Annotated in this window: 19 protein-coding genes; 13 read left to right on the forward strand and 6 right to left on the reverse strand. The window is 64.0% G+C overall.

Annotated features, from left to right (window positions below; translation table 11 throughout):
• Positions 1-19: 19 nt before the first annotated feature.
• Complete coding sequence (locus tag AAFP35_RS11790) at positions 20-1,309, reverse strand: alpha/beta hydrolase (RefSeq protein ID WP_419221779.1); 1,290 nt, start codon at positions 1,307-1,309, stop codon at positions 20-22.
• A gap of 518 nt (positions 1,310-1,827) precedes the next feature.
• Here AAFP35_RS11790 and AAFP35_RS11795 point away from each other — a divergent pair.
• Complete coding sequence (locus AAFP35_RS11795; RefSeq protein WP_419221780.1) at positions 1,828-2,415, forward strand: TetR/AcrR family transcriptional regulator; 588 nt, start codon at positions 1,828-1,830, stop codon at positions 2,413-2,415.
• Between the two features lie 164 nt (positions 2,416-2,579).
• On the opposite strand, the gene AAFP35_RS11800 is transcribed toward AAFP35_RS11795, so the two are convergent.
• On the reverse strand, positions 2,580-3,251 hold the full coding sequence (locus tag AAFP35_RS11800) for a TetR/AcrR family transcriptional regulator (protein ID WP_419221781.1): 672 nt from the start codon (positions 3,249-3,251) through the stop codon (positions 2,580-2,582).
• Between the two features lie 120 nt (positions 3,252-3,371).
• Here AAFP35_RS11800 and AAFP35_RS11805 point away from each other — a divergent pair, with 120 nt between their 5' ends.
• From AAFP35_RS11805 to AAFP35_RS11845, 9 genes are all read left to right on the forward strand, one after another.
• Positions 3,372-4,556 carry a cytochrome P450 gene (locus AAFP35_RS11805; protein ID WP_419221782.1) on the forward strand — a complete coding sequence of 395 codons (1,185 nt, stop codon included), beginning with the start codon at positions 3,372-3,374 and terminating at the stop codon, positions 4,554-4,556.
• A gap of 82 nt (positions 4,557-4,638) precedes the next feature.
• Positions 4,639-5,178, forward strand: a complete 540-nt coding sequence (locus tag AAFP35_RS11810; protein ID WP_419221783.1) for a nuclear transport factor 2 family protein — start codon at positions 4,639-4,641, stop codon at positions 5,176-5,178.
• 83 nt (positions 5,179-5,261) lie between these two features.
• Positions 5,262-5,741, forward strand: coding sequence for a dehydratase (locus AAFP35_RS11815; protein WP_419221784.1), 480 nt, complete (start codon positions 5,262-5,264; stop codon positions 5,739-5,741).
• Between the two features lie 94 nt (positions 5,742-5,835).
• Entirely contained in the window at positions 5,836-6,186 is a 351-nt protein-coding gene (locus AAFP35_RS11820; RefSeq protein WP_419221785.1) for a hypothetical protein, read from the forward strand.
• 295 nt (positions 6,187-6,481) lie between these two features.
• Positions 6,482-6,706 (forward strand): hypothetical protein, encoded by a 225-nt coding sequence (locus AAFP35_RS11825; protein WP_419221786.1) that lies wholly within the window; start codon positions 6,482-6,484, stop codon positions 6,704-6,706.
• 1 nt (position 6,707) lies between these two features.
• Positions 6,708-8,507, forward strand: coding sequence for a thiamine pyrophosphate-requiring protein (locus AAFP35_RS11830; RefSeq protein WP_419221787.1), 1,800 nt, complete (start codon positions 6,708-6,710; stop codon positions 8,505-8,507).
• Positions 8,508-8,812: 305 nt separating this feature from the next.
• Entirely contained in the window at positions 8,813-10,042 is a 1,230-nt protein-coding gene (locus tag AAFP35_RS11835) for an alpha/beta hydrolase (RefSeq protein ID WP_419221788.1), read from the forward strand.
• A 71-nt stretch (positions 10,043-10,113) separates the two neighbouring features.
• On the forward strand, positions 10,114-10,524 hold the full coding sequence (gene arr, locus AAFP35_RS11840) for an NAD(+)--rifampin ADP-ribosyltransferase (RefSeq protein ID WP_419221789.1): 411 nt from the start codon (positions 10,114-10,116) through the stop codon (positions 10,522-10,524).
• Positions 10,525-10,713: 189 nt separating this feature from the next.
• Positions 10,714-12,201, forward strand: a complete 1,488-nt coding sequence (locus AAFP35_RS11845; RefSeq protein ID WP_419221791.1) for a carboxylesterase/lipase family protein — start codon at positions 10,714-10,716, stop codon at positions 12,199-12,201.
• A gap of 22 nt (positions 12,202-12,223) precedes the next feature.
• On the opposite strand, the gene AAFP35_RS11850 is transcribed toward AAFP35_RS11845, so the two are convergent.
• Entirely contained in the window at positions 12,224-12,943 is a 720-nt protein-coding gene (locus AAFP35_RS11850; RefSeq protein ID WP_419221792.1) for a DUF6319 family protein, read from the reverse strand.
• 91 nt (positions 12,944-13,034) lie between these two features.
• Here AAFP35_RS11850 and AAFP35_RS11855 point away from each other — a divergent pair, with 91 nt between their 5' ends.
• A complete protein-coding gene (locus AAFP35_RS11855) occupies positions 13,035-13,865 on the forward strand; it encodes an aminoglycoside phosphotransferase family protein (protein WP_419221793.1) in 831 nt (276 codons plus the stop codon).
• 33 nt (positions 13,866-13,898) lie between these two features.
• On the opposite strand, the gene AAFP35_RS11860 is transcribed toward AAFP35_RS11855, so the two are convergent.
• Positions 13,899-14,438, reverse strand: a complete 540-nt coding sequence (locus AAFP35_RS11860) for an AAA family ATPase (protein WP_419221795.1) — start codon at positions 14,436-14,438, stop codon at positions 13,899-13,901.
• Between the two features lie 165 nt (positions 14,439-14,603).
• A complete protein-coding gene (locus AAFP35_RS11865) occupies positions 14,604-15,455 on the reverse strand; it encodes a hypothetical protein (protein ID WP_419221796.1) in 852 nt (283 codons plus the stop codon).
• Between the two features lie 508 nt (positions 15,456-15,963).
• On the opposite strand from AAFP35_RS11865, the gene AAFP35_RS11870 reads away from it, so the two are divergent.
• Positions 15,964-17,217, forward strand: coding sequence for a cytochrome P450 (locus AAFP35_RS11870; protein ID WP_419221797.1), 1,254 nt, complete (start codon positions 15,964-15,966; stop codon positions 17,215-17,217).
• Positions 17,218-17,453: 236 nt separating this feature from the next.
• Complete coding sequence (locus AAFP35_RS11875; RefSeq protein WP_419221798.1) at positions 17,454-18,269, forward strand: enoyl-CoA hydratase; 816 nt, start codon at positions 17,454-17,456, stop codon at positions 18,267-18,269.
• A 207-nt stretch (positions 18,270-18,476) separates the two neighbouring features.
• Here the strand turns inward: AAFP35_RS11875 and AAFP35_RS11880 are convergent, their stop codons facing one another.
• The gene (locus AAFP35_RS11880) at positions 18,477-19,109 is read right to left on the reverse strand and encodes a TetR/AcrR family transcriptional regulator (protein ID WP_419221800.1); all 633 of its coding nucleotides are present in this window, start codon (positions 19,107-19,109) and stop codon (positions 18,477-18,479) included.
• Positions 19,110-19,165 lie beyond the last annotated feature (56 nt).

Raw genomic sequence — 19,165 nt, forward strand, 5'->3', positions numbered from 1 at the left:
CGTGACGACCGTGCCGAGTTCACAGTCGGCACACTCGATCCCCCGGCGGCAGCCTGAGATCGATCAGATACTCGGCGACGATGCGGTTCACACAGGAGTTGCTGCCTGCCTGGGCAACGGTGTGGCGTTCCCCCTCGGCCGTCAGCATGGTGGCGCCGAGGTCTGCGGCGAGGCTCTTGCCGGATTCATAGGGTGTCACCGGGTCCCCGGTCACCGAGATCACCAGTGTCGGCGGTAGCGAAGCGGTGTCGACCTCCTGAGCATAAGGAATCCCCAATGTCGGTGGTGCAGGCCAGTTCTCGCAGGCATCCCGACTGGCGCCATCGACGGCCTGGCCTGGGTCCATGAACGGGCTGGCATGGAACACCTGTCGCCGCAGAGAGGCTTCTTGTGCGGGGGTGCGTCGCTGTTCGTCGTTACAGTTGATGGCGAAGTTCGCGTCGAGCTGGTTGTTCCATTGCCCGTCCGGTCCGCGGACACCGAGTGCGTCGTTGAGCGCGAGGAGCTTGTCGCCTCGGCCGGAGTGCTTCAACTCGGCGATCCCGGCGATGATCGCGGGCCACTGTTCGGAGTAGTACAGGCCGGTCGTCACTCCGCCGGTGGCTTGGTTGAAGCCGAGTTCTCGTCCGTGCCCGGCAGGCGCGGGCTTGGTGAGGAGCGGTCGGACGAGCTGCTGGAACACCGTGGTGGCAGCGGCCGGGTCTGTCCCCAGCGGACACCGTGCGTCCTGGGCGCAGGACGCCGCCATGAGGTCGAACGACCGTTGGAACCCGCGGTGCAGACTGATCCGCCGTTGTGCGGTGCCAAGCCGCGGATCGATGGCACCGTCGAGAACCATTGCGCGCACATTGTTCGGGAACATCTCGGCGTAGCCCGCACCGAGTCGAGTGCCGTAGCTCTGGCCGGAGAACGTCAGCTTGTCCTCGCCCAGGGCAGCACGGAGGATGTCGAGGTCGCGGGCGGTGTTGCGCGTACCGACGGTCGACAGTGCGCGCCGACCGCCGGACCCCCGGGCGCAGTCGTCGACGAGATCGCGCGTGTCGTCGGCGGTCCACATTCCTGCCGTCCCCAACGAGGTGACCCGATCATCCCCATGATCGCGCTGTGCGTCGGTGAAGCAGTCGATGCTCGGCGTGGACGCGCCGACGCCGCGCGGGTCGAATCCGACCACGTCGAACCTCTGTGGGATCTCGGTGTGCCGGAGGTTGACCGAGGCGATGGCGGCCTGGGTCATCCCGGATCCCCCGGGTCCGCCGGGGTTGAGCACCAACGAACCGATCCGGTGGCTGCTCTTGGCCTTGAGACGCATCACCCCTATCGTGGCGGTCTGAGTCGACGGCTCTCGATAGTCGAGGGGAACCATCAGTCGAGCGCATTCGAACGGGGCAACGTAGTAAGGCTTTTCGACGCTGGTGGTCGCATAGCTCTCGCACGATCCCCACGAAAGATGTTGAGCGTAGAACTTGGCGAGCTGTGGGTGTTCTGCTGCAGTCGAGTTCGTGTGATCATCGGGTGAAGCGCAACCTGCCGCGATCAGGCCAACAGCCACCGTGATCACGCCTGCCATCGCATATCGCCTTGTCCTGGCGCGTTCTCGATGCCGCTCCCGCGCGGTGGGTCGCGGGCGCGCGTCGACGGAACGGCGGGCGTGCGTGGCTCGGAGGTTTCGGTTGCGTTCGAAAGTCATCGACAGGTCGCTCCTCATGAGTGGGCGGTGACCGGCGTGCGATCGGGGAAATCCGTGCACTAGTACACTGTGCTAGTGCACAGTAACACACTGTACTAGTAGTGTGTGGTGACGGCGAAAGACGATGATCGGAGACGCGTATGACCACTTCGCGGGAGAAAATTCTCGCGGCGGCGGCTGAGATGATCGAGGAAGATGTCGCGGCCAGCCTCAGCGTGCGTGCGGTGGCCACCCGTGCCGGCGTGAGCGTTGGTTCGCTGCGATTTCACTTCCCCACCCAGCGTGAACTGCAGGATGCGGTGCTGGCGCGGGTGTATGAGTCGATCGTTCCCGACGATCCCGTGCATGACCGTCGGCGCCCTGCGCGTGATCGCCTCGTCGATTGCCTTCGGCAGATCTTGACCCCCGCAGGGGTCGGCGCCGATGCGCGGCGAACGTGGAAGATGATCTACGAGAAGTTCATCGAGCCCGAACCCACCGCCGATGCGCAAAAGACCTACCTCGGGTACGAACGCGAATCCATGCGCCGCGTCCAATACTGGCTGAGTGTGCTGGCCGATGAAGGTGTGGCGATCGTGCACGATCGGACGACCTCGGCCCGATTCCTGCTGACGGTCCTCAATGGTTTGTCTGTCGAGCGGGCTATGCCGACCGGCGAATCACGGCTGAAGAACGAGACGGAAACCCTGTACACCGCAGTCGACTTCGTGCTCGGTCATGACCGTTGACGGGCGTCTACCCCTTCGCTGCGGAGGTAGCTGGACAACACCGAAAGTAGGAGGTGATGAGTTGACCCGGCTTGGCCTTGCGTGACCTACTTTGGCTGCCCTTGGTGCAGATCGAGGTCGAGGGCTGACCGTCATCGTTTGTCTTCCTCGATGCGGATGCCCCCTCAGGGGGTCCTTACCGGTGCGCACCAGAGCCCGGTCATCGCGTCGATCAACCCGCCTGCCACTTCGTCCCAATTCGTTCGTGGGGAGTCGCGTCCGTAATCGAATGCGGCCTCGTACTCTGCGCATCCCTGGACGAGTAGAAGCGTCGAGAACCTTGACCGTTCGGCTGTCACGTGCGCGGGAAGGTCGGGGAGACAACGGCTTATACCGCTGAGGACGTCGTGCAGTGGCGGTGAGGTCAGTGCGCTGGACGTCATGATCTCTGCATAGGTGGGCACGATTGTGACCTGGACGCAGAACCGGGCGTACCAGGAAGGTGTTCCGAGCGAGGCCAGATGCTCAGTGAAAGGGCGAACCAGGCAGGCGACCCAATCTGCCAGGTCGTCGGAATCGCCGACCGCGGCTGCTCGTTGGGTGAGTAGCTGGTCGATATGCTCTGCGTGTCGACGTTCGATTGCCCGCACCAAGTCGGCTGTCGACCCGAAATGATAGGCAATCGCACCGGTGTTGGCCTGGCCCGCCGCTTCCACGATGCGGCGTTGAGGAACATTGCCGACACCGTGGATGGCGAACAACTCCTCCGCCGCCGTGAGTACGGCCTCCCGAGTGGCTTCGCCACGATCCGAACGTCGCTCACGGATCGTCGTCATCGGCCTGTCCTTGTCTGCCATCGGCTCAGCGTTGCACCGTCAGGGGCCAGTCAACAAGTTCCGGCGAATTAAAGCAAGCACTTTAGTTAATCTGCTACGGTCTGGTTCACCTAGATAGACAACTGATCGCGAGGAGTGCGCATGACAGCTACCGCCACCGGCGAAATCCATTACGATCCTTACGATGTCGACCTGAACACGGACCCATTCCCCATGTTTCGGCGGCTTCGTGAAGAAATGCCGCTGTACTACAACGCCGAGCATGACTTCTACGCGTTGAGTCGGCTCGACGACGTTCGCACTATCTTGATGGACCAGGAGACGTTCATCTCCGGTCGGGGCGCGATTCTGGAGATCATCAAAGCGGACATGCCGATCCCGTCCGGGATTCTCGTGTTCGAAGACCCGCCGATCCACGACATCCACCGCAAGTTGCTGGCGCGGATGTTCACCCCTCAACGGATTCGTGCACTCGAGCCGCAAGTCCGCGCCGAGTGCGTGCGGATACTCGACGACGTGCAGCAGCGAGGAGACTTCGATTTCGTCGCAGACTTAGGTCTTCTGCTACCGATGCGGGTCGTCGGCAGATTGATCGGCATACCCGAGGGCGAACAGTCCGAGATGTTCGAGAACGGCCTGGACCTTCTCCACAGCGAACCCGGCCAACCGCTCGCAGGAGTGTCCAGCGGCGAGGCTTTCAGCGATTTCGTCGACTGGCGCGCCGAGCACCCCTCCGACGATCTGGTCACCGAACTGAGGACGGTCGAGTTCGAAGACGAACACGGTACGGTGCGGCAGCTGACCCGCGAAGAGCTGCTCCTCTACCTGACCGTGGTGGCCACCGCCGGCGCCGACACCACGACCCGGTTGATCGGTGCCATGGGCAAACTGCTCGCCGAGCATCCCGATCAGCGCCGCCAACTCGCCGACGATCGGTCACTGCTGGGCAATGCGATCGAAGAGATCGTTCGCTACGAACCACCCGCGACGCACCTGGCTCGTTACGTGACTCGCGACGCCTCCTTCAACGGTCAGACAGTGCCGGCCGGCAGTGTGGTTCTCGCTCTGCTCGCCGCCGCCAACCGCGACGAGGCGCATTTCCCTAACGGTGACACGTTCGATGTTCACCGCAAAGTGCGCGCTCACTTGAGTTTTGGAAACGGCACCCACTATTGCCTCGGCAACGCGCTTGCTCGGCTGGAAGGCCGGATAGCACTTGACGAAGTGCTCACCCGATGGCCCGACTGGGAGATCGACATGACCCGGGCACGATACGTGACGACATCGCTGGCGCGCGGTTGGGCATCTCTCCCAATGGTCATCTGACCGTGACGCGCGCACCGCGCGTGATCTGGTTTATTTGCCAATCCCGACACCAACCCGACCGTTGTCGGGTGGAGGATTCGAAATGTCTTTGGACCACCAGTCCCCCATCATTGCTGAGCTGCATGCCAAGCAGGCGATCACGGAAGTCCTGTACCGGTACTGCCGAGGCATGGATCGGATGGATCGCGAGATCGCCGAGACTGTCTGGCATCCTGGCGGCACCGCCGACTACGGACCCGCCACCGGCACGTCGACAGCTACCGAGTTTCTCGATTTCGTCTTCGGTTACCACGCCTCGATGCAGGCGCATTCTCATACGATCTCGAACCTTCTGATCAATGTCGATGAAGGCGGCGGCGAGGCACGAAGCGAAGCCTACGTGTCGATCTGGTTGCGTACCTTGCCCACGGACGGAAAGGTCACCGACTTATTCCACCGGGGTCGCTATCTCGACAGATTCACACGCCGCGAGGGTGATTGGCGAATCGACCACCGCATATTTGTCGGCGACTTGTATCGCGAGGTGGAGGTGCCTGCCCCGGATCCGGTGCCCCCGTGGGGACGCCGAGATCCCGACGACGCCTCCTATCGCGTATTGGGGAACTGTTCCGACGCTGGATAGTTCGAGGATGTCGGTTCGGAAAGCTCAGTTCGACTGTGCAGTCGCGAGCAGGAGCTTGGCCCGATCTCATGTAAAGGGGAATGATGACAGACAGGCAGGCTTGCGGAACACGCATCGACTCGATCGGTGATCTCGAGCCTCTGGTCGGATCCGTGCTGGGGTGCAGTTCATGGTTGACCGTGGAGCGTCAGCGGATCGCCAAGTTCGCGGACGCCGCGGAGAATCCCGCGGTCGCGGACGTCGGTCTGAGAAGTGCGCAGAGTGCGGAAGCTTTCGGACAGTCCTATGCCCCAGGGGGCCTTATTCTTTCGCTGATCGTACCGACCTTGCGTGAGATCCTGGCCATCCGAAGTCTGACGATGGGCGTCAACTATGGGCTCGACAAGGTGCGTTTCATCGCCCTGGTGCCGGCCGGCAGCCGAATCCGTTTGCTCGCCACGCTGCTCGACGTGGAGTACGTCTCCCCACGTGGCGTCCAAGTCGTCATCGATGCCTCGTTCGAATGCCAAGGTGGTGTCCGTCCGGTGGCAACCGCCGAGGCTGTGTACCGGTACTTCGAATGACAGGTGTCCGGGATTCGTCGTGGCCCCGCATACCGGACGGTGCAAAGGGGTAACCCAATCGGAGGACACTGACACGATCGGACCGCTGTCCGTCATGAGGATTGAACTGGCCTCAGAGTGCCCGGCAGACCAACCCGATCCGCTGGGTCGCGCGTATTGCGGCTGGCGCGACGGACTCAGTCCAGCGGAGGCTTGGGATCGCGGACGTGGCGTCTGGGCGGCGAGAGCGGCTGATGTCATGGGTAATTCCCTCTTGCTCATCACATTTGCCGGTGAGGTCAAGATGGTCGGCACCATTGATTCGGTCACGAGATACAACGGCCGAGTGGCAGTGACCGGTTGCCCACTTCCGAACCATCCGCTGATCGGCCAACCCGATCCACTGGCCGACTACGATTCGGATGAGCCAATCGTGTTCGGCACGGTCGTCGATCGCGGCAGTTGACTGGCAGATGCCCGTCACCACCGATCGAGGCCGGTCTGCGTGGTCTTCTTTGCCACTCACCGGCTACCGCTCGACGACGCTCCGCACGCATACGACATCTTCCAGCGCAAGGCCGATGGTGCGGTCAAGATGGTCCTGGAGCCGTGACATCGCCGCTGACGGCTGTTCCGCCGGCTGCTCACCAATGCACGCTCGAATCCACGGTGCTTTGTTGAGCGTTGCTGGTTTGGCCCTGGCTCGGTCGGGTACTCGACGGAAGTTGTGGTCGTACACACACTGAGAGGAGCCCGCGATCATGGACGTTCAGATCGAGGCCGGCAACGAAGTGGTACTGCCCGGTTCCAACGGCATGCCGGTGTCGTACCGGGTCACCGCCGTGCGCCATTACCCGGTGGATTTCGTGGAACTCGTCGCCCGCGACGGCACGACCAAGCGGACGATGCGGATCTCGGAGTTCCGGCCGCCGACCGTGCCCGGATCGCCCGACAGCGCGATACCGCTGATCAAGTCTGATCACTGACATGTCGAACACCGTTGCGGATGTGGTGCTGTCACGCCTGCGCGAGTGGGGCGTGCAGCAGATCTTCGGGTATCCCGGCGACGGGATCAACGGGCTGCTCGCCGCGTGGGGCAAGGTCGACGGCGACCCACAATTCGTGCAAGCCCGGCACGAAGAGATGAGTGCCTTCGAGGCCGTGGGTTTCGCCAAGTTCTCCGGCGAGGCGGGGGTCTGTGTCGCCACCAGTGGACCGGGCGGAGTGCATCTACTCAACGGTCTGTACGACGCCAAACTCGATCACGTCCCGGTGGTCGCGCTCGTCGGCCAGACCGAACGGTCGGCCATGGGCGGCTCATATCAGCAAGAGATCGACATGCTGTCGCTGTACAAAGACGTCTGCAGTGACTTTGTGCAGATGTGCACTGTGCCGCAACAGATTCCGAACCTCATCGACCGAGCGTTCCGGGTGGCCAAGACCGAACACGCGCCGACTGCACTGATCTTCCCGTCCGACGTGTTCGAACTCGAGTACGAACCCCCGGTTCACGAGTTCAAACAGGTACCATCGAGCCTCGGCTTCAACCCTGCGGTTGCCGACCCCGATCCCGCCGGGGTGACCCGGGCGGCCGAGGTGCTCAACGCAGGCGAGCGCGTCGCCATGCTCGTCGGTCAGGGCGCTCGCGGCTGCATCGAAGAGCTGACCCAGGTTGCGGACAAACTCGGTGCCGGCTGCGCCAAGGCATTGCTGGGCCGGGATGTACTACCCGACACGCTGCCCTGGGTGACCGGTGCCATCGGTTTGCTGGGGACCACGGCCAGCTATCGGCTGATGCGCGATTGCGACACTCTCCTCACCGTCGGATCGAACTTTCCGTACACCCAGTTCCTCCCCCAGCTCGATCAGGCACGCGGCGTGCAGATCGACCGGTCCGGCAAGTGGATCGGGATGCGGTACCCGAACGAGGTGAACCTCGTCGGTGACTCGCGTACGACGCTGCGCCAGCTCCTGCCGCTGCTCGATCACAAGCCGGATCGGTCGTGGCGCGAGTCGGTGGAACACGATGTGGCGCAATGGCACGAAACAGCCCAACGTCAGGCGATGACCGATGCCGATCCGGTCAATCCGATGCGGATCTTCCACGAGTTCTCCGAACGTGCGCCTGCCAACGCGATCATCACCGCCGACTCCGGGAGTTCGGCGAATTGGTATGCCCGGCACATCGTTTTCCGCGATCAGATGCGCGGCTCGTTGTCCGGGACCCTCGCGACCATGGGTGCCGGTGTGCCGTACGCGATCGGTGCCAAGTGGGCCCACCCTGGCCGACCCGCCATCGTGTTCGAGGGTGACGGCGCGATGCAGATGAACGGTCTCGCCGAGATGCTGACCGTCGCACGGTATTGGCAGCAGTGGCAAGACCCCCGGCTGATCGTCGCGGTCTTGCACAACAACGACCTCAACCAGGTCACCTGGGAACAGCGTGCGATGTCGAGTTCGCCGAAGTTCGCAGCCTCCCAGGTTCTTCCCGAGATCGACTATGCCGCTTTCGCTCTGCGAATCGGACTCGGTGGCATCAACGTCTTCGAGACCGACCAGCTCGGCGATGCGTGGGATCAGGCGCTGTCGGCGGACAAACCCGTGCTGTTGGACGTTCGATGCGATCCCGATATCGCACCGATTCCACCACATGCCACGCTCGACCAGGTGAAGTCGTTGGGCACCGCGATCCTCAAGGGCGACGATGATGCCTGGGGCGTCATCCGGCAGGGTGTCAAACAGAAAGCACAGCAGTATCTTCCCGGGACCAAACGAGAGGGTTCGTGACGGCGGCTGACGTAGTCGCGCCGAGATTGGTGTCACGCGAGCGCAGACGCGGACCCTACGAGTAAATCTGGGCGTAGCTTCACACAGTTTGCGTAGAAGGTCCGCGTTTGCGCCGATGTGACCGGGCGCCCGGAGATCCCTCAGTGACTCGCCGGTCCGCCGAGACGGCGTACATGCGTTGACGATCCCGCTAGGCTGACGCTGTGACCGTCGTCCCGTTCAGTCACCGCCGTGTCCACGCGAGCTCGAGATCGTGGACGCGACACCATGATGGGCGATCCAACGGCGTCGGCACCCAGAGATCGATGAGGGCTCGGCGAATCGCCCTGGCCGCAACCGCATTGGCAATCGTCTCGGGGCTGACTTGGGGAATGGCGCCGGCAGCTCAGGCGAACCGTCTCGTTCAGACCACCATCCCGGCTCGCCCCGGGCAGATCTCGGACGTCTGGCTGGGGTCGGTACTCAACGCCGAGCACGCCCCGCCCTACCCCGGGCCTCCGCGTGCGAAGGTCCTGCTGCCCGACAACTATTCGCCGACAAGGAAATACCCCCTCCTGGTCTTGCTGGCGGGCGCCAGCAGCGATTATCGGACTTGGGCCGACGAAGAGCTCGGTCGTATCCGGACGACTGCCGCAGGGTTTCCCGGGATCATTGTGATGCCCGAAGGCGCGACCGGTTTCTACACCGACTGGTGGAACGGTGGCCGACGCGGAAACCCGTCGTGGGAGAGTTACTACCTCGACGTGGTCATTCCCGAGATCCTCAAGCGCTATCCCATCCGTGAGGAACGCCGTTGGCATGCGATCGCCGGCGTCTCGATGGGTGGCCTCGGCGCTGCCTATCTGGGTGGGCGGTTGCCCGGGTTCTTCGGTTCGGTCGTCACGATCTCCGGGCTCACTGATCTCGAGCTGTATCCCGGTGAGACCAACATCGCTGCCGTCGTACCGGCGATCAACGCCCGTCGACCGCTCGATCTGACCGCGGTTTTCGGGCCGGCAGGTGGTTTCTACGCCGCCGGACACAACCCGGTTCGGCTTGCCGCCAATCTGCATCACACGCGCGTGTTCATGGCGTCCGGCGATGGGCGGCCGACCAGCGATGGTGAGCCGATGGACAACAACGTCGTCTCCGACGCGCCCACCGAGGCCGCGTTGATACGCCCGGCATTCGACTCATACCGTCGGGCGCTGCGCCGAGCCGGGGTGCGCGTCGACGGCACCGTTCACGCGGGCATTCACGACTTCGCCAACTTTCGCCGTGAACTCAGGGATGCCATCGCATGGGATCTGTTCGCGCCGGTTCCCACGGATCCGGTGGACTGGGTCAACGACACGGTTGCCACGCGCGGGCAGCTGTGGGGCTTGGAGTACCGGTTCGACGTTGCCCCGAATAGGCTCGTGCGTTTCCGCCGGGCTGGGCACACATTGCACGTGTCCCCCGCCGGAGGTGCGGTGACGATCACCGACGCGCATGGCTGCCGACGGCACGTCGCGACTCCTGCACTCATCGACCTCCAGGTGCCTGCCTGTCGCTGACGTATCGAACCGGTGAAACGACGTGGCCCGGGCCGAGATGCGGCGGTCGCAACAGTGCGTAATCTGTGCCCATGGACGACGCGTTGGATTCGGGACCGTTTTTCCACGGCACAAAAGCCGATCTGCGCCCGGGCGATTCGCTGACGGCCGGTTTCCGGTCGAACTACCGCCCGGAGGTGGTGATGAACCACATCTACTTCACCGCGCTCCGCGACGGAGCAGGCCTGGCCGCCGAATTGGCCGCCGGCGACGCCACACCTCGCGTTTACCTCGTGGAGCCGACCGGCGCTTTCGAGAACGACCCGAACGTGACCGACAAGAAATTCCCCGGAAACCCGACCCGGTCCTATCGGAGCACCGAGCCATTGCGGGTCGTCGCCGAGATCACCGACTGGACGAGACTGACACCCGAAGCGCTACAAGGGTGGAAAGACCGGTTGGCTGCGCTGCGCGCGGACGAGCGCGGCGAGATCATCAACTGACCTCGACCGCCAGACGCTGCCGATCGTCAAGCATCCTCCCTGGGGGGCGATGTGACCGCCGCCGGGACCGCCATCGCAGCGCGACGTGGCCGGACCGCATGATTGCTCGCGCGGCCCGGGTGGTGCACGGTGGTGAACGACGGTCGCCCCCGGGCGTCTGGGCGGCCGAGGATGAGAGTCGAGGCCTCCATGAGCGATGTCGTGAACACATCGGCCGGTGCGGTGCGAGGACTGTCGGACGGCCGCGTCCGATGGTTCCTGGACGTTCCGTACGCAGCTCCGATACATGGTGTGTTGCGATTCCGGGCGCCACAGCCGGTTCCTCCATGGGATGGGGTTCGTGACGCGACGACGTTCGGCGTGTGGGTCCCACAGCAGGCGATTCCGAGCGCGGTGTCGGGTTCGGTCACGGGCGAGGTGTCCGATGTTCGGGCCGCGACAGGACCAGACTGTTTGACCCTCAACATCTGGACTCCTACCGACGCGAGCGGTGGCGAAGCGTTACCGGTATTGGTGTGGGTGCACGGCGGCGGATTCGTGGGTGGCTCGGCCAACACACCGGGGTTCGACGGAATGGTGTTTGCTCGGTCCGGCGTGGTGTTCGTATCCATCAATTATCGCGTCGGTTACGAGGGATTCGGCTGGGTGGAGGATGCGCCCTGGAACCGTGGCGTGCTTGACCAGCGCGCCGCACTGCAATGGGTGCAGGACAACATTGCTGAGTTCGGCGGCGACCCGGATCGGGTGACCGTGTTCGGACAGTCCGCAGGAGCGACGTCGATCGTCACGCTGATGGCCGGCGGAATCGCCGACGGAGTGTTTCACCGGGCGATTGCGCAGAGCCCCGGACACGTGTTCATTCCGGTCGACGAAGCGCGCACGGTCTCGACGATGATCACCGATGAACTCGGTGTGCGTCCGACCGCCGAGATGCTGGCCGACATACCTGCTGACGCGATCCAAGCCGTGCAGTGGAACCCGGTCGCGGTGATGTCGGCGGACGCTGCCGCCTGGACCTATCCCAACAGTCCCTTCGGTATCGTCCTCGACGGCGAGATGCTCGGCGAATTGCCATGGCCCGCAATGCAGCGAGGCGCGGGTCGGGCCATCGACCTGATGTGTGGGTGTACGGCGGCCGAGGCACGGATGTTCACCGTGAACCTCGACCCGGACGGCGCAGATCCCGGCGACGTCGCCCGTGATCTCCGCCTGAATGCGGCCGCGATGGATGAATACCGCGCCGAGCGTCCCGGCATCACCGACAGCGATCTGTCCACGCTGATGCTCTCTGACGCGTTCTTTCGATTGTCTGCGCACTGGGGTGCCCGGGCGCACCAAGCGGGCGGCGGGCGAACGTTCCTCTACGAGTTCGACTGGGTAGGCGATCGCACACTCGGCGCATATCACGGTCTGGACCAGTCGTTCGTCTTCGGTCTCCCGACGGGCCCCCTTGGCTGGGACCTCGGTGCCCGTCCGGGAGAGTTCGACCGACTGTCGGAGGCGATGCGCACGGCGTGGATGCAATTCGCCGTCACCGGGGATCCGGGTTGGCCGGCCTACCGGCCTGATGATTGGCTCGCGCGCGTCTGGAACCTACCGCCGACGGTCGGCGCGGATCCGATTGCGCCGTCGGCGGCGATCTGGGCAAGACACCACCACGCCGTGCAAAAAGGCTGATGAGGCGCCGTGGCGCGCGGGGCTACGAGTGGCCGGAGCCGTCGAGATTCGCCAGTGCGGCTCGTGCCGTTTCGAGTTCGAGATTCAACTCGTCGATTCTCTGTTGAGCTGCTTCACGGGCCGCGGTGATGGCCCCGTCGACTGCAGTGATCGCTGCGTCGTCGCCCAGTTCGCGCATCGCGGTGGCCACCCGATCTGCCGACACCTCGGTGGGCTTGCCGTGTCTCTTGGCGCCGTGTGACACCGATACCGACCACGTGCTCGCGTCTCCCCCGGCCGTGATGGTGACACTCACCGCGGCGGGCGCAGATTTCGCGCGTCGTGAGGTTTTCACCGGAGCGGGCTTCGGCTGGGCCGGTGGCGGATCTGAGGGATGCTCTTTCGGTTTGGGTTGCACGGCAACGGGTTTGGCGGATTCGACCGGGCTGGTGGGCGTGTTCGGCGACTTCGCGCGGTCTCGGCGTGCGGGGGCGGCGGTCGGCGCCGTCACTCGGGTTCGCTGCAGTTCGTCGGCCTCGAAGGGCAGTTGGTCATCGACCCCCTTGGGGCGCACCGTCACCGTGGATCCCTCGATGGACACCGCGCGTGCCGATGTTCCGGACTCGAGGTCCAACGACGGCATCGGCTCGCGAAGGTACACGGTGACTCGCTTGCCGGCAGCGAGCCCGGCGGACAGGGCTTCCAGATCGTCGGGAGTCAGCCCGACCGTTCTGCGCGTGTTCACACCGACATGATCGCACATGTGTGCGAAGGTCCAGGAAAGGCCGGTGTGTTCGGCCGCCGCAATGGCGCTGCTCCCCTGTCGGCGTCGTGAAGTCTGCGATCATGCGCTGATGGAGGCTTTGTCGCAACAGTGGGCGCGCTACTGGCCCGATGCCGACATCACCGCGTTGGTGAGCGACGTCCGGGACCGGGCGCAAGCCGCAGTGGCGGCGTGGGGACTTCGTCGCGTGCGGCCGCTGAACGGCGGCAATGTGGCACTTGTGCTCGCGGCTGACGACGTCGTGCTGAAGGTTCATCCACGCGGACACGCTGACGACGCGCAACTCGCCGCCGAAGGAGAGGCATTGGCGGCCTGGGCGTCGACTGATGCTGCGGTCGAACTGCACGACCGCCGCGACGACGGGTTCACCCTGCTGCTGGAGCGGCTGGTCCCGGGCACCACGCTCGACTGGGCCGACGTCTCGTGGGACGAACGCCTGGATGTGCTCGGAACGCTGGTGCGACGGTTGCACAGCACACGGAGCCCGGTGCCGGACTCGGTCCCGCATATAGGTGACGATTACTCACGCGATTGGCGTCGGGCCCTCGGTGACTCGCCCTTGCTCGATCCGAGCGCGGAGGACGTGCTCCTACACGCAGATCTCCACGGCGCCAACGCACTACGGCATGGGGCTGACTGGCGCGCCATCGATCCGCATGCCGTTCGCGGCGACCGGCATGCGGATGTGTGGGCGCTGATCGATCCCCTCGCGCCGGTCGCCCCGGACACGCGAACGGCCTGGAGTTGGGTCGAGCGCTACGCCGCCGCCGCGAATCTTGACCCCGTCCGCGCGGCCGAGTGGATTCGCCTGCGAGCGCGCGCCGAGGCGCTGAACGGAGCCGAGGGTGATGCGGCGTGGGCGGCACGGCTCACGCGCACAGCGGAGCTGTTGCGGGTGTGATCTTGACTGTGCACCTGATCGCCGGCCGCTGCGTCACGAGGCAGACGCAAGGGTGTCGAGGATGAAGTCGGCGCGTTCAACGACACCTGACCTCGGCAACACTGTCACCGCGTACCCCAGCGATCGATAGGCCCCCAGGAGTCGCTCGTACTCACCGACTGCTTCCTCGAATCCGTGACGGCGTTGCGCGTCGTTCTGAAAGATTTCTGCCCACGGCGGCGTCATGAAGACGTCGTGGTGGTATCGGTCGAGATGTCCGGCGGCGCCCGGCGTCGGCTCACCTCCGGCATGCTGAAGTGCGGCAACGGCATCGACCAATCCTCGATCGACGAACGCCCATGGGGCCGCGGTGGTGTGAACGATCTGCATGTCCGACAGCGCGACATCGACGCACCGTCGGGCAAACGCTTCGGCATCCACCCACGGCAGAGCCTGACCCCCGCTCTCGAGCTCCTCCGCCACTATCCGCCTGCCGGGTTCGGCAACGGTCGGATATCCGCGGCGGGCGAGTTCGGCGAGTGTGGTCGACTTCCCTCCCCCTGAACAACCGGACAGGACAACGAGGCGACTCATCGGCCGGCTCCTTCCGCGTGTGGGTCGGCACATGGACGTCGCCACCTACTCGCGGAAGACGGCGATGAAGTGCTGGTACGCCTCCGCGAGTTCCGACCCTCGGGCGCTCACCCTCAGTGAAGACCCGGCGACCGGCGATGGTCGACCCTCCCAGTGCAACGACTCTCAGCTGCAGGCGTAATCGGTGCGAACGAGCACGGCGTCGTTGCCCGAAACCGACGCGACCTGTTCGACTGTGCATCCTGCGTCCGAGGAGGCGACGACGGCGGCCGTGAGCTCGACGGTTGCGCGAGGAGGAATCAGCACGCGCGCATCGACGAGGTCGCCGTTCTCCGGGACTGCGGTGTCGGAGCCGGTGCTCTCGGCGGCCAACGTTGCGCCCAAGCCGAACATGGATCCCAGCAAATGAGCCACGGGCATGGCCGGATAGCCGTCGAAATGCCCTGCGCACTCTTGCGGACTCACGCCGGTCGTGGCGTTGGCCTGCGTATGGTCGAGACTTCGTATGTCGACGTCAGGCGAAGTGCCATAGGGGCTCTCAGTGGTGCCATCACTGCCTTCCCCAGGGTGCTCGAGGTAGCCGAAGAACTTTTCGAATGCACTCGGGGTGAACACCGAATAGTCGACGTGTCCCCGATACAGTGGCGTGCCGTCTGCTCGTACGACGAAGTCGGCGCGTGCCTCTCGCGACGTGGGCAATGCACCCTGTGCGCTGATCGAGAACGGTCCGCTCAGATCGGCGGCACCGACTCGGGTGACCGAGCCGGTGCGCGCGAGGTAATAGTGTCGGTCATCGTCTCCGCGAGAGCTCGCGGCTGCCGTCAGTCCGGCGATGGCACCGTGTCGTGCGGCTTCGGCGAGACTCACCGCGCCTTCCCCGTTGGGAACCATCTCAGGGACGAAATCACAGGTGATGTTGCCGCGTTCGAGAAGCTCGAGATTGCCGAGCGCGAAATACGGTGGGCGCACGCAGATCCGTGACATGAGTGGCGATTGTTGCGGGAATGCTTCGAACATGATGGTGTCGATTCCTTCCTGCAGAGAGCACGCGCAAACCGGCCGGAGGTGTCAGCAAGGGCACCGTTGACGCGCCCGGAATGTCGTGGGACTGAGATCAAACGGTCACTTCGGAGCGTACGCGCCAATGGGATAATTCACAGCCTTCAATGAGAAATACTCACGATTGCGAGATGTTTAAATACAAAATAGACATCGTATCAAGATGTCCGAATATAGCGATCATCAACAAGGGTGTCGACATTTCTAATCGCCTATTTATCCGCGATGTATTCCAGGATTTCATCTCTCTTAACCGGTCCGTAGCGGCAGATTTGAATCTTGCTGAAATGCGGGCCCCGGGGCGCCACGCGCAGCGCAGAGTCTGTGGTCGTCATCGGATGAGTTGCTGGGTGTCGAGCGGATCGGGCATAGGGGCGCGTGCGGCACTGACTCACTGTTACGGTAAACGCGCGGTTGTGCGGATCGGTGCGGGCCATAAGGACATGCTCGTGTCCGGTGCCAGTCGATGAGACACGGAAGGGCGGTTGTGACACTCGACCACATCGATCTCACCGATCTGGACCGGTTCACCACCGGCTTTCCGCATCACGATTTCGACGTTCTGCGTCGGGAGGCGCCGATCTGGTGGCACGCTCCGACCGACCACACACCGGGTGGCGAAGGATTCTGGGTGCTCAGCCGGTACGACGATATCGTCGCCGTGGCAACGGATTCCACCGGCTTCTCCTCTGAAGGTGGAGGCGATCGCGAGGGTGGAGGAACCACCCTCGAGGACATGCCGCGCGGGTCTGCGGTCGGCTCGTTGCTCAACATGATGGATGACCCTCGTCATGCGAAGATCCGCAAGCAGTTGGCGCCGTCCACCACCCCTCGTGCCCTGCGGGCGATGGAAGCCGAGTTGGCCGAGCGTGCGACGACGATCGTCGAGTCGGCGATAGCCAAGCAAGACTGCGACTTTCTCGTCGATGTCGCCGCGGAGTTGCCACTGCAGGCGGTGGCGCGATTGGCCGGTGTCCCGCAAGCTGATCGCCACGAATTGATGAACTGGGCCAATGTGATCCTCGATTACGACGACCGGGAGGTCGGCGAGACCAACGACCGGCTCCAAGCCGCGCACGCGCGTATGTTCACCTACGGTGTAGAACTCCTCGAACGCAAACGTGCCGCGCCCGGAGATGACCTCTTGTCGGTCGTCACCCAAGCAATCATCGACGGCCGGCCGTTGACGGAACACGAGCAACGGTTGTTTCTGAGTTTGATCATCGCAGCGGGTAGCGAGACGACGCGCAACTCCATCGCGCACGGAATGGCGGCGCTCGTCGAGCGTCCCGACGTGTGGGAGCGCTTGCGCGCCGACGGGTCGTTGTTGCCCAACGCGGTCGAAGAGATACTGCGATGGTCCTCGTCGACGCCGTACAACCGCCGCACCGCGACCCGGGACGTGGATCTGCGTGGTCGCCACATCGCGGCGGGTGACAAGGTGACGTTGTGGTGGTCCTCGGCCAACCGAGATGAGACGGTCTTCGACGATCCGCACGTCTTCGACATCGAACGGACCCCCAACCCGCATCTGAGCTTCGGGCGCGGGGTGCATTTTTGTCTGGGAGCGTCGCTGGCCCGCATGGAGATCAGGATGATGTTCGAGACCCTTCTCGATCGTGTGGACCGCATCGAGATGAGCGGCCCCGTCGAGTACGTGCGTAGCAACAAGCACACCGGTGTGCGGCACATGCCCGTCAGGATCGTCGCGACTCACTGACTGACCGTGTCCGTGCACTCACCATCGAGTGGACACGCGGCAGCATGCTCGACAGCGCAGGGGATTTCGGTGTGTCTTGTCGGACGGCGGTGCATCGGAGTACGGTCCGTACAACCATGCGGGCGCTGGTGTGGACCACCAGATCACAAGCGATCGTGCAGAGGAAGGCGGCAAGTGTGACGGCACGCTGCGATGGCCCTGTCGGGCCGGTCGACCGACAATGACGGAGGCGCTTCGTGACCAGTGAGCTCGTGCTTGTCGACAAGCCTCGCCCCCACATTGCCCGCATCACATTGAACCGCCCGGAGCGGATGAACTCCATGGCGTTCGACCTGATTCTGCCATTGAAGTCGGCCATCGAAGAAGTCAGGCACGACAATTCGACGCGGGCCGTGATCGTGACCGGTGCGGGGCGTGGTTTCTGTTCGGGGGCCGACCAGAAGGCTGCGGGAGCGATTCCACACCTACAAGACCTGACTGCCCCGACCGTTGCGCTGCGGCTGATGGAAGCGTTGGACGAGGTGATCTTGGCGTTGCGCCGACTTCATCAGCCTGTCATCGCGGCGGTCAACGGGCCCGCGATCGGCGGAGGTCTGTGCCTTGCAATGGCTGCCGACATTCGAATCGCCGGCGATTCGGCCTACTTTCGGGCGGCCGGGGTCAACAACGGACTCACCGCCAGTGAACTCGGGTTGTCGTATCTGCTCCCGCGATCCATCGGAGCCTCCCGGGCTTTCGAGATGATGCTCACCGGCCGCGACATGGATGCGGTCGAGGCGCAGAATGTCGGACTCGTATCCCGATGTGTCGCAGACTCGGAGCTCTTGGACCACTGCTACGCGATCGGCCGTCGGATCGCCGAGTTCTCGCGGCCTGGTATCGAATTGACGAAACGGACGCTCTGGAGCGGACTCGACGCGTCGTCGCTGGAAGGTCACATGCAGGCAGAAGGACTGGGCCAACTGCTGATCCGGATGATGACAGGCAACTTCGAAGAAGCCGTGACCGCGCGCAAGGAAGGCCGTGCGCCCGCCTTCACCGACCGCAAGTGACTGCGCCAGCAGCCTTCCGTCCCCTCCCGACGACGCGACACGCGACTCGCAGACGACGTGACAGCGGAGACGGCAGCACCGATGGTGGCCCCAGAAGGTGAGACGCCGGAGTCCACTCCGGCCCAGAGCCCCACATCGGCAGCAGAACGGACCGAGCAGAACTGATTCGGGATCGACACGCACGCTCGCTGATGCGGTGCACCGTCGTCAGGCTCCGAACGAACTCGCCGCCTCCGGCGTCAGAATCCCGGGCACCAAGAAGTTCGTCAACATGCGTCGGTGTTCGGGGTCTGCGTCCGAACCGAAGTCCATTCGCCCGACGAGGATCAACTCGACCAGCGCGATCCACTGACAGATCTCGGCGTTGGTGCGGTCGGGCCGCACCTCGCCGCGTTCGCGAGCCTCGTCGATGACCGGGCCCCACATCTCCTCGGTGAGTCGCGCCGCGAGACCGGAACTTCCGACGAGTGCAGTGGCCATGTCCATGTGCTCGGGGCTGACGATGAGCCGTACGACGGGATCCTTGCGCCCCTTGTCCACGAGGAAGATGAGACCGTCCACGATCTGTTCCCCGAACGTTTTTCGCTTGCGGAGGTACGTTCGGGCCTTGGCGAACATCCGACGCGAACGTACCTCGATCAGCGCGGTGATCAGCGTGTCGCGATCGCTGAAGTAGCGATAGACCGTTGGCCGGGAGATGTTGGCTTCCTTGGCGATGTCGTCCATCGTCGTCTTGCCCACACCGAAGCGTTCGAAGGTGCGCTCGGCCGCTTCGAGGATCTGCAGACGTGCCTCGTCGGGATCTTCACTGAGCACACTGCCCGTTCGACGTCGCGCCATGACACCCTTCTCCTGGTACGGCTGGGCGCCTACCGCCCGGGGAGATCGTACCGCCG

Origin of the sequence: Gordonia sp. CPCC 206044, assembly GCF_048537895.1 — a bacterium.
In the GTDB taxonomy this organism is placed as follows: domain Bacteria; phylum Actinomycetota; class Actinomycetes; order Mycobacteriales; family Mycobacteriaceae; genus Gordonia.

What these genes read in the sequence shown, in the direction of transcription:
- AAFP35_RS11790 (WP_419221779.1), bottom strand. Translation starts at nt 1,309, where the DNA reads ATGCGTCTCAAGGCCAAGAGCAGCCACCGGATCGGTTCGTTGGTGCTC.
- AAFP35_RS11795 (WP_419221780.1), top strand. Translation starts at nt 1,828, where the DNA reads ATGACCACTTCGCGGGAGAAAATTCTCGCGGCGGCGGCTGAGATGATC.
- AAFP35_RS11800 (WP_419221781.1), bottom strand. Translation starts at nt 3,251, where the DNA reads ATGGCAGACAAGGACAGGCCGATGACGACGATCCGTGAGCGACGTTCG.
- AAFP35_RS11805 (WP_419221782.1), top strand. Translation starts at nt 3,372, where the DNA reads ATGACAGCTACCGCCACCGGCGAAATCCATTACGATCCTTACGATGTC.
- AAFP35_RS11810 (WP_419221783.1), top strand. Translation starts at nt 4,639, where the DNA reads ATGTCTTTGGACCACCAGTCCCCCATCATTGCTGAGCTGCATGCCAAG.
- AAFP35_RS11815 (WP_419221784.1), top strand. Translation starts at nt 5,262, where the DNA reads ATGACAGACAGGCAGGCTTGCGGAACACGCATCGACTCGATCGGTGAT.
- AAFP35_RS11820 (WP_419221785.1), top strand. Translation starts at nt 5,836, where the DNA reads ATGAGGATTGAACTGGCCTCAGAGTGCCCGGCAGACCAACCCGATCCG.
- AAFP35_RS11825 (WP_419221786.1), top strand. Translation starts at nt 6,482, where the DNA reads ATGGACGTTCAGATCGAGGCCGGCAACGAAGTGGTACTGCCCGGTTCC.
- AAFP35_RS11830 (WP_419221787.1), top strand. Translation starts at nt 6,708, where the DNA reads ATGTCGAACACCGTTGCGGATGTGGTGCTGTCACGCCTGCGCGAGTGG.
- AAFP35_RS11835 (WP_419221788.1), top strand. Translation starts at nt 8,813, where the DNA reads ATGAGGGCTCGGCGAATCGCCCTGGCCGCAACCGCATTGGCAATCGTC.
- arr (WP_419221789.1), top strand. Translation starts at nt 10,114, where the DNA reads ATGGACGACGCGTTGGATTCGGGACCGTTTTTCCACGGCACAAAAGCC.
- AAFP35_RS11845 (WP_419221791.1), top strand. Translation starts at nt 10,714, where the DNA reads ATGAGCGATGTCGTGAACACATCGGCCGGTGCGGTGCGAGGACTGTCG.
- AAFP35_RS11850 (WP_419221792.1), bottom strand. Translation starts at nt 12,943, where the DNA reads ATGTGCGATCATGTCGGTGTGAACACGCGCAGAACGGTCGGGCTGACT.
- AAFP35_RS11855 (WP_419221793.1), top strand. Translation starts at nt 13,035, where the DNA reads ATGGAGGCTTTGTCGCAACAGTGGGCGCGCTACTGGCCCGATGCCGAC.
- AAFP35_RS11860 (WP_419221795.1), bottom strand. Translation starts at nt 14,438, where the DNA reads ATGAGTCGCCTCGTTGTCCTGTCCGGTTGTTCAGGGGGAGGGAAGTCG.
- AAFP35_RS11865 (WP_419221796.1), bottom strand. Translation starts at nt 15,455, where the DNA reads ATGTTCGAAGCATTCCCGCAACAATCGCCACTCATGTCACGGATCTGC.
- AAFP35_RS11870 (WP_419221797.1), top strand. Translation starts at nt 15,964, where the DNA reads ATGAGACACGGAAGGGCGGTTGTGACACTCGACCACATCGATCTCACC.
- AAFP35_RS11880 (WP_419221800.1), bottom strand. Translation starts at nt 19,109, where the DNA reads ATGGCGCGACGTCGAACGGGCAGTGTGCTCAGTGAAGATCCCGACGAG.